Origin of the sequence: Streptomyces sp. NBC_00440 (assembly GCF_036014215.1) — a bacterium.
Classification (GTDB): domain Bacteria; phylum Actinomycetota; class Actinomycetes; order Streptomycetales; family Streptomycetaceae; genus Streptomyces.
This window is the reverse complement of sequence record NZ_CP107921.1, coordinates 1,741,422-1,759,313: the sequence shown is the minus strand read 5'-3', so window position 1 is coordinate 1,759,313 and position 17,892 is coordinate 1,741,422. Positions and strand designations below refer to the sequence as shown.

At 70.7% G+C, this 17,892-nt stretch carries 11 protein-coding genes and 1 pseudogene; 8 read left to right on the top strand and 4 right to left on the bottom strand.

The window, feature by feature from the left end; translation table 11 throughout:
- Positions 1-201: 201 nt before the first annotated feature.
- From gltB to OHB13_RS07875, 4 genes and pseudogenes are all read left to right on the top strand, one after another.
- Positions 202-4,779, top strand: coding sequence for a glutamate synthase large subunit (gene gltB, locus OHB13_RS07890; RefSeq protein WP_328376499.1), 4,578 nt, complete (start codon positions 202-204; stop codon positions 4,777-4,779).
- Positions 4,772-6,250, top strand: a complete 1,479-nt coding sequence (locus OHB13_RS07885) for a glutamate synthase subunit beta (protein WP_328376497.1) — start codon at positions 4,772-4,774, stop codon at positions 6,248-6,250. The genes gltB and OHB13_RS07885 overlap by 8 nt, the downstream gene beginning before the upstream one ends.
- Positions 6,251-6,456: 206 nt before the next feature.
- Positions 6,457-7,050: a HutD/Ves family protein gene (locus OHB13_RS07880; RefSeq protein WP_328376495.1), complete on the top strand. Its 594-nt coding sequence runs from the start codon at positions 6,457-6,459 to the stop codon at positions 7,048-7,050.
- 40 nt (positions 7,051-7,090) lie between these two features.
- A pseudogene (locus OHB13_RS07875) lies at positions 7,091-7,459 on the top strand (VOC family protein); the annotation flags it as partial.
- A 58-nt stretch (positions 7,460-7,517) separates the two neighbouring features.
- Here OHB13_RS07875 and OHB13_RS07870 read toward each other — a convergent pair.
- The gene (locus tag OHB13_RS07870; RefSeq protein ID WP_266858011.1) at positions 7,518-7,889 is read right to left on the bottom strand and encodes a VOC family protein; all 372 of its coding nucleotides are present in this window, start codon (positions 7,887-7,889) and stop codon (positions 7,518-7,520) included.
- Positions 7,890-8,376: 487 nt separating this feature from the next.
- On the opposite strand from OHB13_RS07870, the gene OHB13_RS07865 reads away from it, so the two are divergent.
- Both OHB13_RS07865 and OHB13_RS07860 read left to right on the top strand, forming a co-directional pair.
- Complete coding sequence (locus tag OHB13_RS07865; protein WP_015607926.1) at positions 8,377-8,580, top strand: cold-shock protein; 204 nt, start codon at positions 8,377-8,379, stop codon at positions 8,578-8,580.
- Between the two features lie 95 nt (positions 8,581-8,675).
- Positions 8,676-10,241 carry a DEAD/DEAH box helicase gene (locus OHB13_RS07860; protein WP_266858012.1) on the top strand — a complete coding sequence of 522 codons (1,566 nt, stop codon included), beginning with the start codon at positions 8,676-8,678 and terminating at the stop codon, positions 10,239-10,241.
- A gap of 41 nt (positions 10,242-10,282) precedes the next feature.
- On the opposite strand, the gene OHB13_RS07855 is transcribed toward OHB13_RS07860, so the two are convergent.
- Positions 10,283-10,726: a nitroreductase/quinone reductase family protein gene (locus OHB13_RS07855; RefSeq protein ID WP_328376489.1), complete on the bottom strand. Its 444-nt coding sequence runs from the start codon at positions 10,724-10,726 to the stop codon at positions 10,283-10,285.
- A gap of 38 nt (positions 10,727-10,764) precedes the next feature.
- Positions 10,765-11,655 (bottom strand): hypothetical protein, encoded by an 891-nt coding sequence (locus tag OHB13_RS07850; RefSeq protein WP_328376488.1) that lies wholly within the window; start codon positions 11,653-11,655, stop codon positions 10,765-10,767.
- Positions 11,656-11,788: 133 nt separating this feature from the next.
- Here OHB13_RS07850 and OHB13_RS07845 point away from each other — a divergent pair, with 133 nt between their 5' ends.
- Together OHB13_RS07845 and OHB13_RS07840 are read left to right on the top strand one after the other, a co-directional pair.
- Positions 11,789-12,571 (top strand): S1 family peptidase, encoded by a 783-nt coding sequence (locus tag OHB13_RS07845; protein WP_266858017.1) that lies wholly within the window; start codon positions 11,789-11,791, stop codon positions 12,569-12,571.
- Between the two features lie 219 nt (positions 12,572-12,790).
- Entirely contained in the window at positions 12,791-15,898 is a 3,108-nt protein-coding gene (locus OHB13_RS07840) for an endo-alpha-N-acetylgalactosaminidase family protein (protein WP_328376486.1), read from the top strand.
- Between the two features lie 122 nt (positions 15,899-16,020).
- Here the strand turns inward: OHB13_RS07840 and OHB13_RS07835 are convergent, their stop codons facing one another.
- Positions 16,021-17,769: a glycoside hydrolase family 35 protein gene (locus tag OHB13_RS07835; RefSeq protein WP_328376485.1), complete on the bottom strand. Its 1,749-nt coding sequence runs from the start codon at positions 17,767-17,769 to the stop codon at positions 16,021-16,023.
- Positions 17,770-17,892: the final 123 nt, after the last annotated feature.

The window sequence follows — 17,892 nt, the reverse complement described above, 5'->3', positions numbered from 1 at the left end:
ACGCCGCCTGCACCTATCCGGGCCCACGGACGCCGATCCGGCCGTGTCGCCCCACCTCCACCGCTCCGCGGTGTCCGCATGTTGGAATGAAAACATCCGCTTTTCGAGAAGCGCTCCATCATGTAACCTGCTCGAAATTTCGCAGAGGGCCAACGTCGTCCCTATGCACTTGCATATGCCACGACGACGACGGGAGAGCCGATGCGCATCCACGCCTGGTCGCCCATGGAGGGTCGCCCCGCCCCGCAGGGGCTGTACGACCCCAGCAACGAGCACGACGCCTGCGGTGTCGGGTTCGTGGCCACTCTTACCGGCGTGGCCAGCCACGAGCTGGTCGAGCAGGCGCTGACCGTACTGCGCAATCTCGAACACCGCGGCGCCACCGGATCCGAGCCGGACTCCGGCGACGGAGCGGGAATCCTGCTCCAGGTGCCCGACGCCTTCCTGCGTGAGGCCACCGGATTCGAGCTCCCCGAAGCGGGTGCGTACGCCGTCGGCATCGGCTTCCTGCCGCTCGACGACAGCCCCGCTGCCGTCTCGCGGATAGAGACGCTGGCCGCCGAGGAGGGCCTCACCGTCCTCGGCTGGCGCGAGGTCCCGGTCACCCCGGACCTGCTGGGCAGCGGCGCCCGCGCCACCATGCCCGAGTTCCGCCAGCTCTTCGTCGCCGACGCGCCGCAGGGCGAGGACGCCCCTGCCACGGGCATCGCGCTCGACCGCAAGGCCTTCGTCCTGCGCAAGCGCGCCGAGCGCGAGGCCGGGGTCTACTTCCCCTCGCTCTCCGCCCGCACGATCGTCTACAAGGGCATGCTCACGACGGGGCAGCTGGAGCCGTTCTTCCCGGACCTCTCCGACCGCCGCTTCGCCACCGCCGTCGCCCTGGTGCACTCGCGCTTCTCGACCAACACCTTCCCGAGCTGGCCGCTCGCCCACCCGTACCGCTTCGTCGCGCACAACGGCGAGATCAACACGGTCAAGGGCAACCGCAACTGGATGAAGGCCCGCGAGTCCCAGCTCGCGTCCGACCTCTTCGGACCGCAGAAGCTGGACCGGATTTTCCCCCTCTGCACCCCCGACGCCTCGGACTCCGCCTCCTTCGACGAGGTCCTGGAACTCCTGCACCTGGGCGGCCGCTCGCTCCCGCACTCCGTGCTGATGATGGTCCCCGAGGCGTGGGAGAACCACGAGTCGATGGACCCGGCACGCCGGGCCTTCTACCAGTACCACGCGACGATGATGGAGCCCTGGGACGGCCCCGCCTGCGTCACCTTCACCGACGGCACCCAGGTCGGCGCGGTCCTCGACCGCAACGGTCTGCGCCCCGGCCGCTACTGGGTGACCGATGACGGCCTCGTCGTCCTCTCGTCCGAGGTCGGCGTCCTGGACATCGACCCCGCGAAGGTGGTCCGCAAGGGCCGTCTGCAGCCCGGCCGGATGTTCCTCGTGGACACCGCCGAGCACCGCATCATCGAGGACGACGAGATCAAGGCCGGCCTCGCCGCCGAGCAGCCGTACGAGGAGTGGCTGGAGAGCGGCGAGATCGAGCTGGAGGACCTCCCCGAGCGCGAGCACATCGTGCACACCCACGCCTCGGTCACCCGCCGCCAGCAGACCTTCGGCTACACCGAGGAGGAGCTGCGCATCATCCTCGCGCCCATGGCCCGCACCTCGGGCGAGCCGCTCGGCTCCATGGGCACGGACTCGCCGATCGCCGCGCTCTCCGCGCGCCCCCGGCTGCTCTTCGACTACTTCACCCAGCTCTTCGCGCAGGTCACCAACCCGCCGCTGGACGCCATCCGCGAGGAGCTCGTCACCTCGCTGCGCTCCACGCTCGGCCCCGCGGGCAACATCCTGGAGCCTACAGCGGCCGCCTGCCGCAGCGTCACGCTGCCCTTCCCGGTGATCGACAACGACGAGCTCGCCAAGCTGATACACATCAACGCCGACGGCGACATGCCGGGGATGAAGGCCGCGACGCTCGCCGGCCTCTACCGGGTCGGCGGCGGTGGCGACGCCCTCGCCGCCCGGCTCAAGGACATCTGCGACGAGACCGACGCCGCCATCGAGGCGGGCGCCCGGCTGATCGTCCTGTCCGACCGGCACTCCGACGCCGAGCACGCCCCGATCCCCTCGCTGCTGCTCACATCGGCCGTCCACCACCACCTCATCCGCACCAAGCAGCGCACCCAGGTGGGCCTCCTCGTCGAGGCCGGTGACGTACGCGAGGTGCACCACATCGCCCTGCTCATCGGGTACGGCGCCGCCGCCGTCAACCCGTACCTCGCCATGGAGTCCGTCGAGGACCTGGTCCGCGCCGGCACCTTCATCGAGGGCCTGGAGCCCGAGCAGGCCATCCGCAACCTGATCTACGCCCTGGGCAAGGGCGTCCTGAAGGTCATGTCCAAGATGGGCATCTCGACCGTGGCCTCCTACCGGGGCGCGCAGGTCTTCGAGGCCGTCGGACTCGACCAGTCCTTCGTCGACACGTACTTCAACGGCACCGCGACCAAGATCGGCGGCGCCGGACTCGATGTCGTCGCCACCGAGGTCGCCGCCCGGCACGCCAAGGCGTACCCCGCGTCCGGCATCTCCGCATCGCACCGCAAGCTGGAGATCGGCGGCGAGTACCAGTGGCGCCGCGAGGGCGAGCCGCACCTCTTCGACCCGGACACGGTCTTCCGCCTCCAGCACGCGGCGCGCTCCGGCCGGTACGACATCTTCAAGAAGTACACGGACCGGGTGAACGAGCAGTCCGAGCGGCTGATGACGCTCCGCGGCCTGTTCGGCTTCGCCTCCGGCCGCGAGTCCATCCCGCTCGACGAGGTGGAGCCCGCGTCGGAGATCGTCAAGCGCTTCTCCACCGGCGCCATGTCGTACGGCTCCATCTCCAAGGAGGCGCACGAGACCCTCGCCATCGCCATGAACCAGCTGGGCGGCAAGTCCAACACCGGTGAGGGCGGCGAGGACGCCGACCGGTTGTACGACCCGGCGCGCCGCTCGTCCATCAAGCAGGTCGCATCCGGCCGCTTCGGTGTGACCAGCGAGTACCTGGTCAACGCCGACGACATCCAGATCAAGATGGCGCAGGGCGCGAAGCCCGGCGAGGGCGGCCAGCTGCCCGGCCACAAGGTCTACCCGTGGGTCGCGAAGACCCGGCACTCGACGCCGGGCGTCGGCCTCATCTCGCCGCCGCCGCACCACGACATCTACTCCATCGAGGACCTCGCCCAGCTGATCCACGACCTCAAGAACGCCAACCCGGCGGCCCGCATCCACGTGAAGCTGGTCTCCGAGGTCGGTGTCGGCACGGTCGCCGCGGGCGTCTCCAAGGCGCACGCGGACGTCGTCCTCATCTCCGGACACGACGGCGGCACCGGCGCCTCCCCGCTCACCTCGCTGAAGCACGCGGGCGGCCCCTGGGAACTCGGCCTCGCCGAAACCCAGCAGACGCTGCTGCTCAACGGTCTGCGGGACCGCATCGTCGTACAGACCGACGGCCAGCTGAAGACCGGCCGCGACGTCATCATCGCCGCGCTCCTCGGCGCCGAGGAGTTCGGTTTCGCGACCGCGCCGCTCGTCGTCTCCGGCTGCGTCATGATGCGCGTCTGCCACCTCGACACCTGCCCGGTCGGCATCGCCACCCAGAACCCGGTGCTGCGCGAGCGCTTCTCCGGCAAGGCCGAGTACATCGTGAACTTCTTCCGGTTCATCGCCGAAGAGGTCCGCGAACTCCTCGCCGAGCTGGGCTTCCGTACCCTCGAAGAGGCCGTCGGCCACGCCGAACTGCTCGACACCGAGCGGGCGGTCAACCACTGGAAGGCGCAGGGGCTCGACCTCAACCCGCTCTTCCACGTTCCGGAACTGCCCGACGGCGCGGTGCGCCACCGCACCGCCGAGCAGGACCACGGCCTGGAGAAGGCGCTCGACAACCAGCTGATCAAGCTGGCGGCCGACGCGCTGGCCGCCGACTCCGCCGAGGCCGCCCAGCCGGTCCGCGCGCAGGTCGCCATCCGGAACATCAACCGGACCGTCGGCACCATGCTCGGTCACGAGGTGACGAAGAAGTTCGGTGGCGCGGGCCTGCCCGACGACACCATCGACATCACCTTCACCGGCTCCGCGGGCCAGTCCTTCGGCGCCTTCGCCCCGCGCGGGGTCACCCTCCGGCTGGAGGGCGACGCCAACGACTACGTCGGCAAGGGCCTCTCCGGCGGCCGCATCGTCGTCCGCCCGGACCGCGGCGCCGAGCACCTCGCCGAGTACTCCACCATCGCGGGCAACACCATCGCCTACGGCGCGACCGGCGGCGAGCTGTTCCTGCGCGGCCGCACCGGCGAGCGGTTCTGCGTCCGCAACTCCGGCGCGACGGTCGTCTCGGAAGGCGTGGGCGACCACGGCTGCGAGTACATGACCGGCGGGCACGCCGTGGTCATCGGCGAGACCGGCCGGAACTTCGCCGCCGGTATGTCGGGCGGTGTCGCGTACGTCATCGACCTCGACCCCGACAACGTCAACGCCGGAAACATCGGCGCGGTCGAGTCCGTCGACGACACCGACAAGCAGTGGCTGCACGACGTCGTGCGCCGCCACCAGGAGGAGACCGGCTCCACCGTGGCCGAGAAGCTGCTGGCCGACTGGGACACATCGGCGGCCCGCTTCAGCAAGATCATCCCGACCACCTACAAGGCAGTGCTCGCCGCCAAGGACGCCGCTGAGCTGGCAGGTCTCTCCGAGAACGAGACCACCGAGAAGATGATGGAGGCGGCGACCAATGGCTGACCCCAAGGGCTTTCTGACAACGGACCGCGAGGTCGCGCAGACCCGCCCCGTCGAGGAGCGGGTGAAGGACTGGAACGAGGTCTACGTTCCCGGATCTCTGCTGCCGATCATCAGCAAGCAGGCCGGCCGCTGCATGGACTGCGGTATCCCGTTCTGCCACAACGGCTGCCCGCTGGGGAACCTCATCCCCGAGTGGAACGACTACGCGTACCGCGAGGACTGGTCGGCGGCGTCCGAGCGGCTGCACGCCACCAACAACTTCCCGGAGTTCACCGGACGCCTCTGCCCGGCGCCCTGCGAGTCGGCGTGCGTCCTCGGCATCAACCAGCCCGCCGTCACCATCAAGAACGTCGAAGTCTCGATCATCGACAAGGCGTGGGACAGCGGCGACGTCACCCCGCAGCCGCCCGAGCGGCTCTCCGGCAAGACGGTCGCGGTCATCGGCTCGGGACCGGCAGGACTCGCCGCCGCCCAGCAGCTGACCCGCGCCGGGCACACGGTCGCCGTCTACGAGCGCGCGGACCGCATCGGGGGACTGCTCCGGTACGGCATCCCCGCGTTCAAGATGGAGAAGTCCCACATCAACCGGCGCATCGAGCAGATGCGCGCGGAGGGCACCAAGTTCCGCACCGAGACGGAGATCGGCCGCGACATCGACGCGGCGAAGCTCCGCCGCAGGTACGACGCGGTGGTCATCGCGGCCGGTGCGACGGTCTCCCGGGACCTGCCCGTACCGGGCCGTGAGCTGAACGGCATCCACTTCGCCATGGAGTACCTGCCGCTCGCCAACAAGGTGCAGGAGGGCGACCTCACGGTGGCCCCGATCACCGCCGAGGGAAAGCACGTCGTGGTCATCGGCGGCGGCGACACCGGCGCCGACTGCGTGGGCACCGCCCACCGCCAGGGCGCCGCTTCGGTCACCCAGCTGGAGATCATGCCCCGGCCCGGCGACGAGCGGAACGCCGGCCAGCCCTGGCCGACCTTCCCGATGCTCTACAAGGTCACCTCCGCGCACGAGGAGGGCGGCGAGCGCATCTACGCCGTGTCGACCACGCACTTCGAGGGCTCCGAGCCCGAGGAGGGGGAGACGGTCGGAAACGTCAAGTACCTGCACCTCGTCGAGGTGGAGTTCAAGGACGGCAAGCTGGAGCAGCAGCCCGGCACCGAGCGCCGGATCCCCGCCGAGCTGGTCACCCTGGCCATGGGCTTCACCGGCACCGACCAGGCCAACGGCCTCGTCCAGCAGTTCGGCCTCGAACTCGACGCCCGCGGCAACATCGCCCGCGATGCCGACTACGCGACCAATGTGCCCGGCGTGTACGTTGCTGGTGACGCGGGCCGCGGCCAGTCGCTGATCGTCTGGGCGATCGCCGAGGGCCGCTCGGCGGCGCGCGGCGTGGACCGTTTCCTCACGGGCGCCAGCGAGCTGCACGCCCCGATCAAGCCGACGGACCGGGCACTGACGGTCTGAAGGACCCACTGATACGTCCCGCACAATGGGGTGCGGAACTGAACGCGGCGCCTGCCTTGTCCCCGACCGGACACTGGGTGGGCGCCGTGGCGCGTCCAGCAGCCATCAGCGGCTCGCAGCGGCTTTCAGGGGGCGGACGACGACACGGAGGGCGAGGGAGTGGACCAGCGCATGGATCAGCGTGCCGGCCGGCGGGCGGTGCGGGCGTGACAGTACGGATACTGCGGGCCGGCGAGCGGGCCGCCGCGCCCTGGAAGAACGGCGGCGGGGTCACCCGCGAGATCGCCGCCGGGCCCGAGGGCGCCGGGATGGACACCTTCGCCTGGCGGGTGAGCCTGGCGGATGTCGGCGCCGACGGGCCGTTCTCCGTGTTCCCCGAGGTCACCAGGGTGCTGACGGTGGTGGACGGCGCGGGGATGGAGCTGACCGCCGACGGAGCCCCGCTGCGGGCGGACGAGCGGTTCGTGCCGCACCGCTTCGCCGGCGACGTGGCGACGCACGGACGGCTGCTCGACGGCCCCGTCGTGAACTTCAACGTGATGTACCGCGAAGCGCTCACCGAAGCGCTCATCTCGGTCGTACGGGGCAGACTCACCGTCGCCGTCCCGCCGGACGCCACCGTGCTGGTCGTCGCGCTGGACGGCGCCGCGGTCCTGGAGGACGCGGGCGCGGCCCTGGGACCCTACGACGCGGCGTTGGTGACCGGGGACTCACCGGGTGTGCTGCGGGCCGACGGCCACACGGCCCTCGTCACCCTGCGCAGCGTGGCGCGGGACCGCAGCAGGGCGCGGAGCTCCTGAATTCCCTTGCCCCACACGTGTGTTGAGGCATGATGCGATCATGACTTCATTCGTACGCCATGTCACGGTCGACTGCGCCAACGCCTATGAACTCGGCAGCTTCTGGGCCAAGGTCCTCGACATCCCGCTCACGGACGAGGACAAGCCGGGTGACCCCGAGGCGCTGATCCAGGCCACCGGTTTCGGGCTGCTCTTCATTCAGGTGCCCGAGCCCAAACAGATCAAGAACCGCTTGCATCTGGACCTCCAGCCGACGGACCGCACCCGGGAGGAGGAGGTGGAGCGGCTGCTGGCGCTCGGCGCCACGCTCGTCGAGGACCACCGCAGGCCCGACGGCCGGGGCTGGGCGACGATGGCCGACATCGAGGGCAACGAGTTCTGTGTCGAGCGGAGCACCGCCGAGCGGTCCAGGGGCTGACCGGCCGCGTTCGGCGGGCGGTGGCCCGGCCGTCCGTCCGGTCGTCGGGTCAGTGGTGTACCAGGCAGAAGGGGTGCCCGGCAGGGTCCGCGTAGATGCGCCAGCCCGGCGCGCTGTCGTCGAGCAGATGGGCGCCCGCGTCGAGCACCTCGACCTCCGCCCGGTCGAGGTCGGGCACGCTGAAGTCCAGATGGAACTGCTGGGGCCGGGTCGGGTCCGGCCAGGCCGGTGCGCGGTGGTTCTCGGCGCGCTGGAAGGCCAGGACCAGACCGGACGCGGTGTGCAGTGTGGACCAGTCGGAGCTGAGCGTCCAGCGGGGGTCGGGCCGGTCGACACTGCCGCCGAGGACCGACCGGTAGAACGCGGCCAGGTCTGCGGGGGCGGGGCAGTCCAGCACTATGCACTGCAATTCGGCGATCATGCCCGGAATCCTAGGCTGCGGGCCGCCGCGTCCCGTACGGGGAGGGGGGGCGTCCCGGACACCACGGGCGCGGGGGAACGTCAATCGAACAGTGCGGGGACTCTCTCACCCTTCCGGTCCGTTTTCCGGGGCCCGTCCCGCCTTCCGCCGGCTCCTGCCGGCTTCCGGGGCGTTCCGGTGTGCGTGATCAACTGGTGTTACCGCCCAGGCGAGTTGACCGGCGGCCGGGTTCCGTACGGGGCGGAACCACCGGTCGGAGGGGTGCACGGAGATCATTCGGGTCCCGTTGGGTCCAGACATCCGGGCGACAAGCGTGCTAGGCTGACGTTGTTGCAGTTTTGGTACCCATGAACTTTATGTGCGCCTGACGGGAATGCTCCGACAGGCGCATTATTGTTTTCCGGCTTTCTCCGGATGGGGTTCAATGCGGCGACGCGGAATTCGTAAAGTGCGAATTTCCGGCACTGCACCTGTTGAGGAGAATGTTATGGCCACCGGTACCGTGAAGTGGTTCAACTCGGAAAAGGGCTTCGGCTTCATCGAGCAGGACGGCGGCGGCGCCGACGTCTTCGCCCACTACTCGAACATCGCCACCCAGGGCTTCCGTGAGCTCCAGGAGGGCCAGAAGGTCTCCTTCGACGTCACGCAGGGCCAGAAGGGCCCGCAGGCGGAGAACATCGTCCCGGCCTAATTGTCGGACGCGTACCTCGCTGACCGGGGCCCGCACCTCCAAGGTGCGGGTCCCGGTTTGTGCTGTCCTACATCCGGCAGGAAGGCTTGAACCGCATGACCCGCTCCGCTGAACGCCCGGCACGCCCCGCACGCACCAGTCCGCCGAGGGGCCGAGGCAAGGCCCCCGCAAAGTCTCCGGCCCGCAAGGCAGCTCCCAGGCCTGCCGAATTCACGCTGCCGGACACCATCACCCCCGCGCTGCCCGCCGTCGAGGCCTTCGCCGAGCTGGACATGCCCGCCGCACTCCTCAAGACCCTTGCGGCCCAGGGTGTGACCGACCCCTTCCCGATCCAGGCAGCCACCCTGCCGAACTCCCTCGCGGGCCGCGACCTGCTGGGCCGTGGCCGGACCGGCTCCGGCAAGACCCTCGCGTTCGGGCTCGCGATGCTGGCCCGTGTCGCGGGCCGCCGCGCCGAGCCGAAGGCGCCGCTGGCCCTCGTGCTGGTGCCCACCCGCGAGCTGGCGCAGCAGGTCACCGACGCGCTGACGCCGTACGCCACCTCGGTCCAGCTGCGGCTGACCACTGTCGTCGGCGGGATGTCGATCTCCAAGCAGTCCGGCGCGCTGCGACGCGGCGCCGAGGTGCTGGTCGCCACCCCGGGGCGGCTCAAGGACCTCATCGAGCGCGGCGACTGCCGCCTCGACCAGGTCGGCATCACCGTGCTCGACGAGGCCGACCAGATGGCCGACATGGGGTTCATGCCGCAGGTCACCGCACTGCTCAAGCAGGTCGAGCCGGGCGGTCAGCGGATGCTGTTCTCGGCGACCCTGGACAAGAACATCGACCGGCTGGTCAAGATGTTCCTGACCGACCCGGTCGTGCACTCGGTGGACCCGTCGGCGGGCGCGGTGACCACGATGGACCACCACGTGCTCTATGTCGCCGACGAGACCGACAAGAAGGCCGTCACCACGCGCATCGCGGCACGCGACGGCCGGGTGATCCTCTTCCTGGACACCAAGCGGTCCGTCGACCGTCTGGTGAAGCGGCTGCTGGCCAGCGGTGTACGGGCGGGCGGGCTGCACGGCGGGCGCTCCCAGCCGCAGCGCAACCGCACCCTCGACCAGTTCAAGAACGGCCAGGTCACCGCGTTGGTCGCGACCAACGTCGCGGCGCGCGGCATCCACATCGACGACCTCGACCTGGTCGTGAACGTGGACCCGCCCACCGACCACAAGGACTACGTCCACCGCGGCGGGCGCACCGCGCGGGCAGGCGAGTCGGGCAGCGTCGTCACGCTCGTGCTCCCGGAGCAGAAGCGCGAGATGACCCGGCTGATGTCGGACGCGGGCATCACGCCCAGGACCGCCCGGGTCAGGTCCAGCGACGAGGAGCTCACCCGGATCACCGGGGCGCAGGAGCCCTCGGGTGTGGCGATCGTGATCGACGTACCGCAGCAGGCCACCGCGCCGCAGCGGCGCTCCAGGCCCAGCAGGCCCGCGACCGGGGCAGCCGCCCCGGCCGGGCAGGGCCGTGGAGGACGCGGCCGCCGTGGTGGCCAGGGCCGTGGTGGTCAGGGCCAGGGCGGCGCCCAGGGCGGTCAGGGCCGTGGCGGCGCCGGCCGTGGTGGCGGCGGTCAGGGCCGTGGTGGCCAGGGCGGCCGCAGGGCCGCCGCCTGACGGCAGTGTGAGGCCGGGCCCGCCGCTCAGCGGGCCCGGTGTCAGCTCCGGGGGTGCAGGTCGATACGGACCGTCAGCAGCTCCGTCCCCATCGCCCGGACGACCGCCGCGTTCAGCGCGCGCAGCGGATGCCCCCGGGCGAGGGTGCGCTGCCGGGCGTACGGGTCGTCGCCGGGGAGCAGCTGGGCTGTCCCCGGCACCCAGACGGAGCGGCTCCCCGCACGGAGCCGGACCCGCACGTCAGGGCAGTCCCGGATGTTACGGACGTAACCGGCGTGCATGCCGTGTTCCGCGACGATCCAGAACACCGTCCCCTCCCGGCCCTCGCCGACCGGGGTGGTGCAGATCTGTCCGGTGACCCGCCCGCGCGTCTCCAGCAGCGCGTAGCCGGGCGCGGCCCCGAGCCGCAGCAGCAGCCGGACCGGCGGGTTGAATACATACCGCTGGAGCGGCCGCACCAGTGCGTGCTTGGTCTCCACGCGCATGAAGGTGGCTTCCTCTCGCCGGATCGGCCGGACAGGCCCTAGGTGTCGCAGTCCAGGACGGTGCGGCAGAGCCCGCAGCGGGCCCGCACCCGGCCCCGGACCGGTACCCGTATCCGCTGATGGCAGGTCGGGCAGGCGAAACTGACGCGCAGTCCGTCCGCCGCCTCCTCGAAGGCGTACGGCATCCCCGGGGCGGAGCGGCCGCCGTGCTCCTGCGCGTACCTGCGGTGCTTCGCATAGGCACGCCGCCCGGCCCACCCCGCGGCGGTCAGCGGCGGGCGGCTGCTGTCCTGGCCGGCCCGGGCCCGCCCCTTCGTGTACGCCGTGTAGGCCTGCGGGCTGGTGAACCAGATCGACGGGTCCTCGTCGAAGAGCTGCGCCCGCTTGGCCAGGACGTAACCGAACTCCTCAGGGGTGAGATAGCCGAGCTTCTGGCTGGACACCTCGTCCTCCCGGAACGCGTCGAGCAGCAGCCAGCCCGCCCCGAGGTAGGTCGCCGCGGTGTCGGTGAGGATCTCGTTGTCCCGGGTCCCCGCGAAGCCGAGGCCGAGCCGGTGCAGCAGCACATGCATGACCTCATGGGCGAGAGCCGCCCCGATGTCGCCCCTGTGGGTACGGAAACGGTCGTTGAGCTCGATGAAGTACTCGGGCCCCGCGGCCAGTTCGACCGCGGCCGCGTGCTCCATCTCGCGGAAGCTGACGATCATGCGGGCATCCGGCAGCCGCAGCTGGTGGACCAGCGCACGGGCCACCCGCTGGGCGCCCAGATGCAGATCGTCCACGTCGGAGAACGCGATATCGACGGGTGCGACGCTCGGCGTGTAGCTGAGGACGCCGTCGCACGAGAGGCGCCTGTGCAGTGCCGTGATCGCCGCCTGCACCGTCTCCAGATGCGGAAATCCGTGTACGACCGCGCTGTCGTCCGTCACGTGTCCACTCTACGGCCGGGCGGAAACGGCGGACAGCGGCCATTGTCGTGGGAGTAGCCCTTTCCGGACGACGGGACCAGGTCCTGTCCGGGCAGGGCTTGAGGACCCCTCAGCCCCCACGAGAGGAAGCCCGTTGAACCAGCCAGTGCGCACCATCGGACGAACTGCGGCCATCGGCGCCGCCGTACTCGCCGCCCTCAGCCTCCAGCCCGCCCCGGCCTCGGCCGCCGCCCCCGAACCCGTCGTCGGAGGCACCCGGGTGGCGGAGGGCCAGTACCCCTTTATGGTGCATCTCTCCCAGGGATGCGGCGGAGCCCTCTACGCCAAGGACATCGTCCTCACTGCGGCCCACTGCGTGTCCAAGTCCGGGGCCAACACCTCGATCACCGCCACCGCGGGCTCGGTCGACCTCCAGGGCCCGCGCGCCGTCCACATCAAGTCCACCCAGGTCGTCCAGGCCCCGGGCTACAACGGCAAGGGCAAGGACTGGGCGCTGGTCAAACTGGCCGCGCCCTTCGACCTGCCGACCCTCCCCACCGCCACCAGCACGGAGTACGACCAGGGAACGTTCACCATCGCGGGCTGGGGTTCGACGAGCGAGGACGGCGGCCAGCAGCGCTATCTGCGGCAGGCGACCGTCCCGTACGTGTCCGACGAGCAGTGCGGACAGGCGTACGGAACGCAGTTCAACGCCGGTGACGAGATCTGCGCCGGAGACGTCGCCAAGGGCGGCGTCGACACCTGCCAGGGCGACTCGGGCGGCCCGATGTTCCGCAAGGACGACCAGGGCGGCTGGATCCAGGTCGGGATCGTGAGCTTCGGCCAGGGCTGCGCCGAGCCGGGCTACCCGGGTGTGTACGCCCAGGTGTCGGCCCTCTCGGCGGACATCAAGTCGGCCGCGGACGCGCTGCACTGAGGCCGTGACGAGTGCCCGGCGCACGAGCCGGGCAGAAGTCCGGCTCGGCGAGCCGGGTAAAAGAAGGGCCAAAACCGGTCGGAGGAACGGACAGGGAGCCCGGGCAAAGCGCCTGATATCGCTTTAGTCCAAGACCTGTCCCTCCTTTGTCCATAGGCTCACACGCCCCGCCCCTCCATCGTGACGTGCACGGATGATCGTCGCGATGGAGGAGCGAGCGTGCACGAAGAAGACCGAGGGCCCAGCCGCAGGACCGTGGTGGCCGCCACCGCGCTGGCCGGTGTCGGTGCGGCACTCGCCACACCGTCCGCCTTCGCTGCGGACGCGGCGGCCACGGGCTCCGGAGCCACTGGCGGGGCCGAGGCCGTCCTGCGTTCCGAAGCCCTCGACGTACGCGTCGACCGCGGCTTCCCGCGCATCGTGTCGTACACCGACCGCCGGACGCGCGCGCTGCTGCACGGGCAGGAGGACCCCGTCACCTCGGTGCTCATCGACGGGGCCCCGCACACCCCGAAGGTGACGTCCGGGCCCGGCCGGGACCGGATCGCGTACACCCTCGCCTTCGACGGCGGGACCGAGATCGGTGTCGAGATCCGGGTCGACGGATGGCGGACCGACTGGCGGGTCACCCGTATCGCGGACACCGCGGCGCTGCGCGTCGGGACGCTGGAGATCCCCGCCCTCGCCTTCCTCTCCGTACGCAGCGACCAGCCGGGCGCCACCCTGCTGGCCGCCAAGCTCGACCTGGACAAGGCCAAGAGCGGCGACACGCTGGTGAAGGTCGCGCCCGACAGCGCGGCGGACGCGGCGCCCATCGGCTGCGCGTACGCCGTGGTGGCGCACGACGGGCTCGGCGGGGCCGTCGAGACCAACACGGTCTACGACAATCCGGCCGACACCCCGGGCGCCACCTGGGAGAACGGCCGGATGTGGCGGCAGACCGTCAAGAAGGACGGTTACGTCAAGGCGCAGCTGGCGTGCGGTCAGTGGACCCACCGCGCGGACACCTCGCCGGTGGACGTCACCGAGCCACTGCCGTACGCGACCGTCATCCTCACCCGGGACCGCAACGGCGACGGCGTGGTCGACTGGCAGGACGCGGCCATCGCCTTCCGCGACATCATGGTGACCCCGCTCGGCGCGGACGACACCCATCTGCGGGTCGTCCCGCACATCCCGTTCAACTTCGCCTCGCAGGCCACCAACCCGTTCCTCGCGACGCTCGACAACGTCAAGCGGATCTCGCTCGCCACGGACGGGCTGCGCCAGTACACGCTGCTCAAGGGGTACCAGTCGGAGGGCCACGACTCCGCCCACCCCGACTACGCGGGCAACTACAACGAGCGGGCCGGCGGGCTCGCCGACATGAACACCCTCGTCAAGGAGGGCAGCAAGTGGAACAGCGACTTCAGTGTGCACGTCAACGCCACCGAGTCGTACCCCGTCGCCCACGCCTTCTCCGAGAAGCTCGTCGACAAGACCAACAAGCAGTGGGACTGGCTCGACCAGTCCTACCGCATCGACTCCCGGCGTGACCTGGTGTCGGGCGACATCATCAAGCGGCTCCAGGACCTGCGTAACGACGCACACCCCGCGCTCAACGCCATCTACTTCGACGTCTTCCGGGAGTCCGGCTGGAACGGCGACCGGCTCCAGCGCGCCCTGCGCGAGCAGGGGTGGACGGTCAGCAGCGAGTGGGGCCACGGCCTGGAGCGCTCCTCGGTGTGGTCGCACTGGGCGAACGAGACCGACTACGGCGCCGACACCTCGCGCGGCATCAACTCCCAGCTGATCCGCTTCATCCGCAACCACCAGAAGGACGTCTTCTCCAACAAGTGGCCCACGCTGCTGGGCGCCGGGCGGATGGGCAACTTCGAGGGCTGGGTCAACAAGACCGACTGGAACGCCTTCTACGACATCATCTGGACCGAGGCGCTGCCCGCGAAGTACCTCCAGGCGTACCCGGTCAAGCGGTGGACCGAGCACGAGATCACCTTCTTCGGCCCCACCGGGACCGTCGTCGGCGACACGGACGGCAACCGCCGCATCACCACCGACGGACGGGTCGTCTACACCGGCGGCAGCTATCTGCTGCCCTGGGAGCCCCGCAGGGCGACCGACCCGGAGAAGCTCTACCACTACAACCCCAAGGGCGGCAGCACCACCTGGCAGCTGCCGCGCGGTTGGTCGCACTCCTCGCGCGTCGCGCTCTACCGGCTCACCGACCAGGGCCGGGTGCACGCCGGTGACCTGGCGGTCCGCTCGGGCAAGGTCACCGTGGAGGCCACCGCGGGACAGCCCTATGTGCTGTACCGCTCACGGGTGGCAGCCCCCGCCGAACCCCAGTGGGGGCAGGGCACTCCGGTGTACGACCCCGGCTTCAACTCCGGCTCCCTGAAGGGCTGGCAGACCACGCCGGCCGGGGGAACCGCCTCCGTCGTACTCAACTCCATCGGCGACTACGAGCTGGTGATCGGCGCCGGAGCGGCCACCACCGTCGGCCAGCGCCTGGGCCGGCTGCCCGCCGGCACCTATGTCGCCTCGGTGCAGGTCGAGGTCGGCAAGAAGGCGGGGGAGCGGCGCAGGGCCGCCCTGGAGATCCGTACCGCCGACGGCGTGACCGCCGCCAACTGGACCGACACCTCGTGCGCGGGCAACTACGTCGCGGCCGACCGCAAGCACGAGACCCGCTTCCAGCGGATGTTCACGTACTTCACCGTGCCGGAGAGCGGCGGCCGGGTCGACCTCACGCTGCGGGTGGCCGCGGGCGACGCGCAGGTGCGGTTCGACAACCTGCGGATCGCCGGGGCGAAGCCCACCCGGAAGGCGGGCACGGTGGCCTTCGAGGACTTCGAGAACGTCCCGCAGGGCTGGGGCGTCTTCGTCAAGGGCGACGCGGGCGGCTCGACCGACCCGCGGACCCATGTCGGTCAGCGGCACGCGCCGTTCACCCAGCGGGGCTGGAACGGCAAGGTCATCGATGACGTCATCGACGGCGGCCAGTCGCTCAAGTCGCGCGGCGAGAACGACGGCCTGGTCTACCGGACCGTCCAGCACACTGTCCGCTTCGAGCCGTCCAAGCGGTACCGGGTCTCCTTCCGGTACGAGAACGACACGGCCGGCCAGTACGCCTGGATCACCGGCGTCGACGAGCCCGCGGCGCGCGAGCTGGACCGCAAGGCACTGCCCGTCGCGACCGAACCGACGCAGCTGAGCTACGAGTTCACCGCGCCGGCCGATGGCGACGCCTGGGTGGGACTGCGCAAGGTCGGCGACGACGGTGTCGCCGAATTCGCGCTCGACGCCTTCGAGGTCCGCGAGGTGTAGCGGAGCCGGACGCATCCGACGGTGCGGTGCGCGGTGGGCCGGTCCTCAGCCGAGGACCGGCCCACCGCCGTAACCGCCCGGTGTGCGCGGGGGGTTACGGCGGGGGTTTCAACGAGGGGGTTTCAGCGGAGCGCCAGCCCCGGCTCGCCCGTATCCGCCGCATCCGCCGCGAGCTCCAGCACCCACACCTCGTTCTCGCCCTCGCGCAGTACCGGGCCCGGTACGAACAGTGAACTCTGCGGCCCCGCCGACCAGTAGCGGCCCAAGTTGAAGCCGTTCACCCAGACGAACCCCCTCACCCACCCGGTCAGTTCGAGTGTCGCGTCCCCGGCCCCGCTCACCTCGAACGTCCCCCGGTGCAGCCCACGGGCCCCGGAATCCGGGCCGCCCGGCGGCACCGCACGGAACGGCAGCTTCGCGACCGCCGCCGCGTCGTCGAACGCGTCGAGCCGCAGCCCCCGCGCACGCACCCCGTGCAGATACTGCCGCTCGTGCAGCACCCCGCCCGTCAGGCCCTTCGGCTCACCGAGACGCGGGCCGTAGTTGACCCGGCCCAGCGACTCCACCCACAGCTCCACCGACGCGGGCCCCGCCACCGGGGCGCCCAGCTCCGTGCGGACCCCGTCGACGTACAGCTGCGCCGCATCGCGCACTCCGGGCGCGGTCAGCGGATACGGCTTGCGCGGGCCCGGCACCTGTACGCGGTAGCGGACCAGACCCCGGTCGACATCCAGCTCCTCGAACGACGGGGGAGCCCCTGTGACCTGCTCGGGCCCGCCCAGCGCGTCCGTCACCTCGCCGAGCGGCACCCACTCGGGGAGCGCGGCCCGTACGGGCGCCGCCAGCGCGGCAGGGGACGGCGGCAGTTCGGGCAGCGGCCCGTCCGCGTACTCCGCCAGCACCTCGCGGAACAGCCAGAACTTCCGGGTCGGCCGCCCGTACTCGTCGATGGGCGCACCGTAGTCGTACGAGGTCACGGTCGGCTGCAGCTCGCCCTCGTGCAGCTCACCCGAGCGGTTGGCGCCCGCCCAGCCGGCGAAGTTCGTCCCGCCGTGCGCCATGTACAGATTCACCGAAGCCCCGCACTCCAGGATCTCCCGCAGCGCCCGCGCGGCGTCCGCCGGATCCCGTACGACGGGCTCGGCTCCCCAGTGGTCGAACCAGCCGCACCAGAACTCCATGCACATCAGCGGCCCCTTCGGCCGGTGCCGGCGCAGCACGCCGAAGCCCTCGCGCGCGCCCGCACCGAAGTTGGCCGTGGCCAGCACCCCGGGGACCGAACCGCCGGTCAGCATGTGGTCCTCGGGACCGTCCGACGTGAACAGCGGCGCGCTCACCCCGAGCGTGCGGAGCAGCCCCGCCATATGGCGCAGATAGACCTGGTCGGATCCGTAACTGCCGTACTCGTTCTCGACCTGCACCATGATCACCGGGCCGCCCCGGTCGATCTGCCGGGGGACGATCTCACGCAGCAGCCGGTGGAACCAGCGGTCCACCTGGCGCAGATACTCAGCGTCACGCGTCCGCACCCGCGCACCGAGCGCTCCGGTCAGCCAGTGCGGCAGCCCGCCGTTCTCCCACTCGGCACAGATGTACGGTCCCGGGCGGACGACCGCCCACAGGCCGGCCTTGTGCGCGGCGTCCAGGAACCGGCCGAGTGCCTGCACGTCATGGAAGCGGCCCTGCTGGGGCTCGTGCAGATTCCACGGAACGTATGTCTCCACGGAGTTGAGCCCCATGGCCCGGAGCATGGCCAGCCGGTGTCCCCACTGGTCCTCGTGCACCCGGAAGTAGTGCAGCGCCCCCGACAGCAGCCGGACCGGCCGCCCGTCGATCAGGAAATCCTCGTCACCCACAGTGAAATCAGCCACGTCGACACTCTCACCTCTGGCGGCGGCCCGGTCCATGGACAAAGATCAACGCTCGTTGGACGCAAGAGACCGCAGTCAACAACCCGTGATGGATCGCGACGCACCGTACAGGAGGCCGGAAAA

Coding starts and splice junctions, on each gene's coding strand:
- OHB13_RS07860 (WP_266858012.1), top strand. CDS start 8,676: ATGACCCGCTCCGCTGAACGCCCGGCACGCCCCGCACGCACCAGTCCG.
- gltB (WP_328376499.1), top strand. CDS start 202: ATGCGCATCCACGCCTGGTCGCCCATGGAGGGTCGCCCCGCCCCGCAG.
- OHB13_RS07870 (WP_266858011.1), bottom strand. CDS start 7,889: ATGATCGCCGAATTGCAGTGCATAGTGCTGGACTGCCCCGCCCCCGCA.
- OHB13_RS07865 (WP_015607926.1), top strand. CDS start 8,377: ATGGCCACCGGTACCGTGAAGTGGTTCAACTCGGAAAAGGGCTTCGGC.
- OHB13_RS07885 (WP_328376497.1), top strand. CDS start 4,772: ATGGCTGACCCCAAGGGCTTTCTGACAACGGACCGCGAGGTCGCGCAG.
- OHB13_RS07855 (WP_328376489.1), bottom strand. CDS start 10,726: ATGCGCGTGGAGACCAAGCACGCACTGGTGCGGCCGCTCCAGCGGTAT.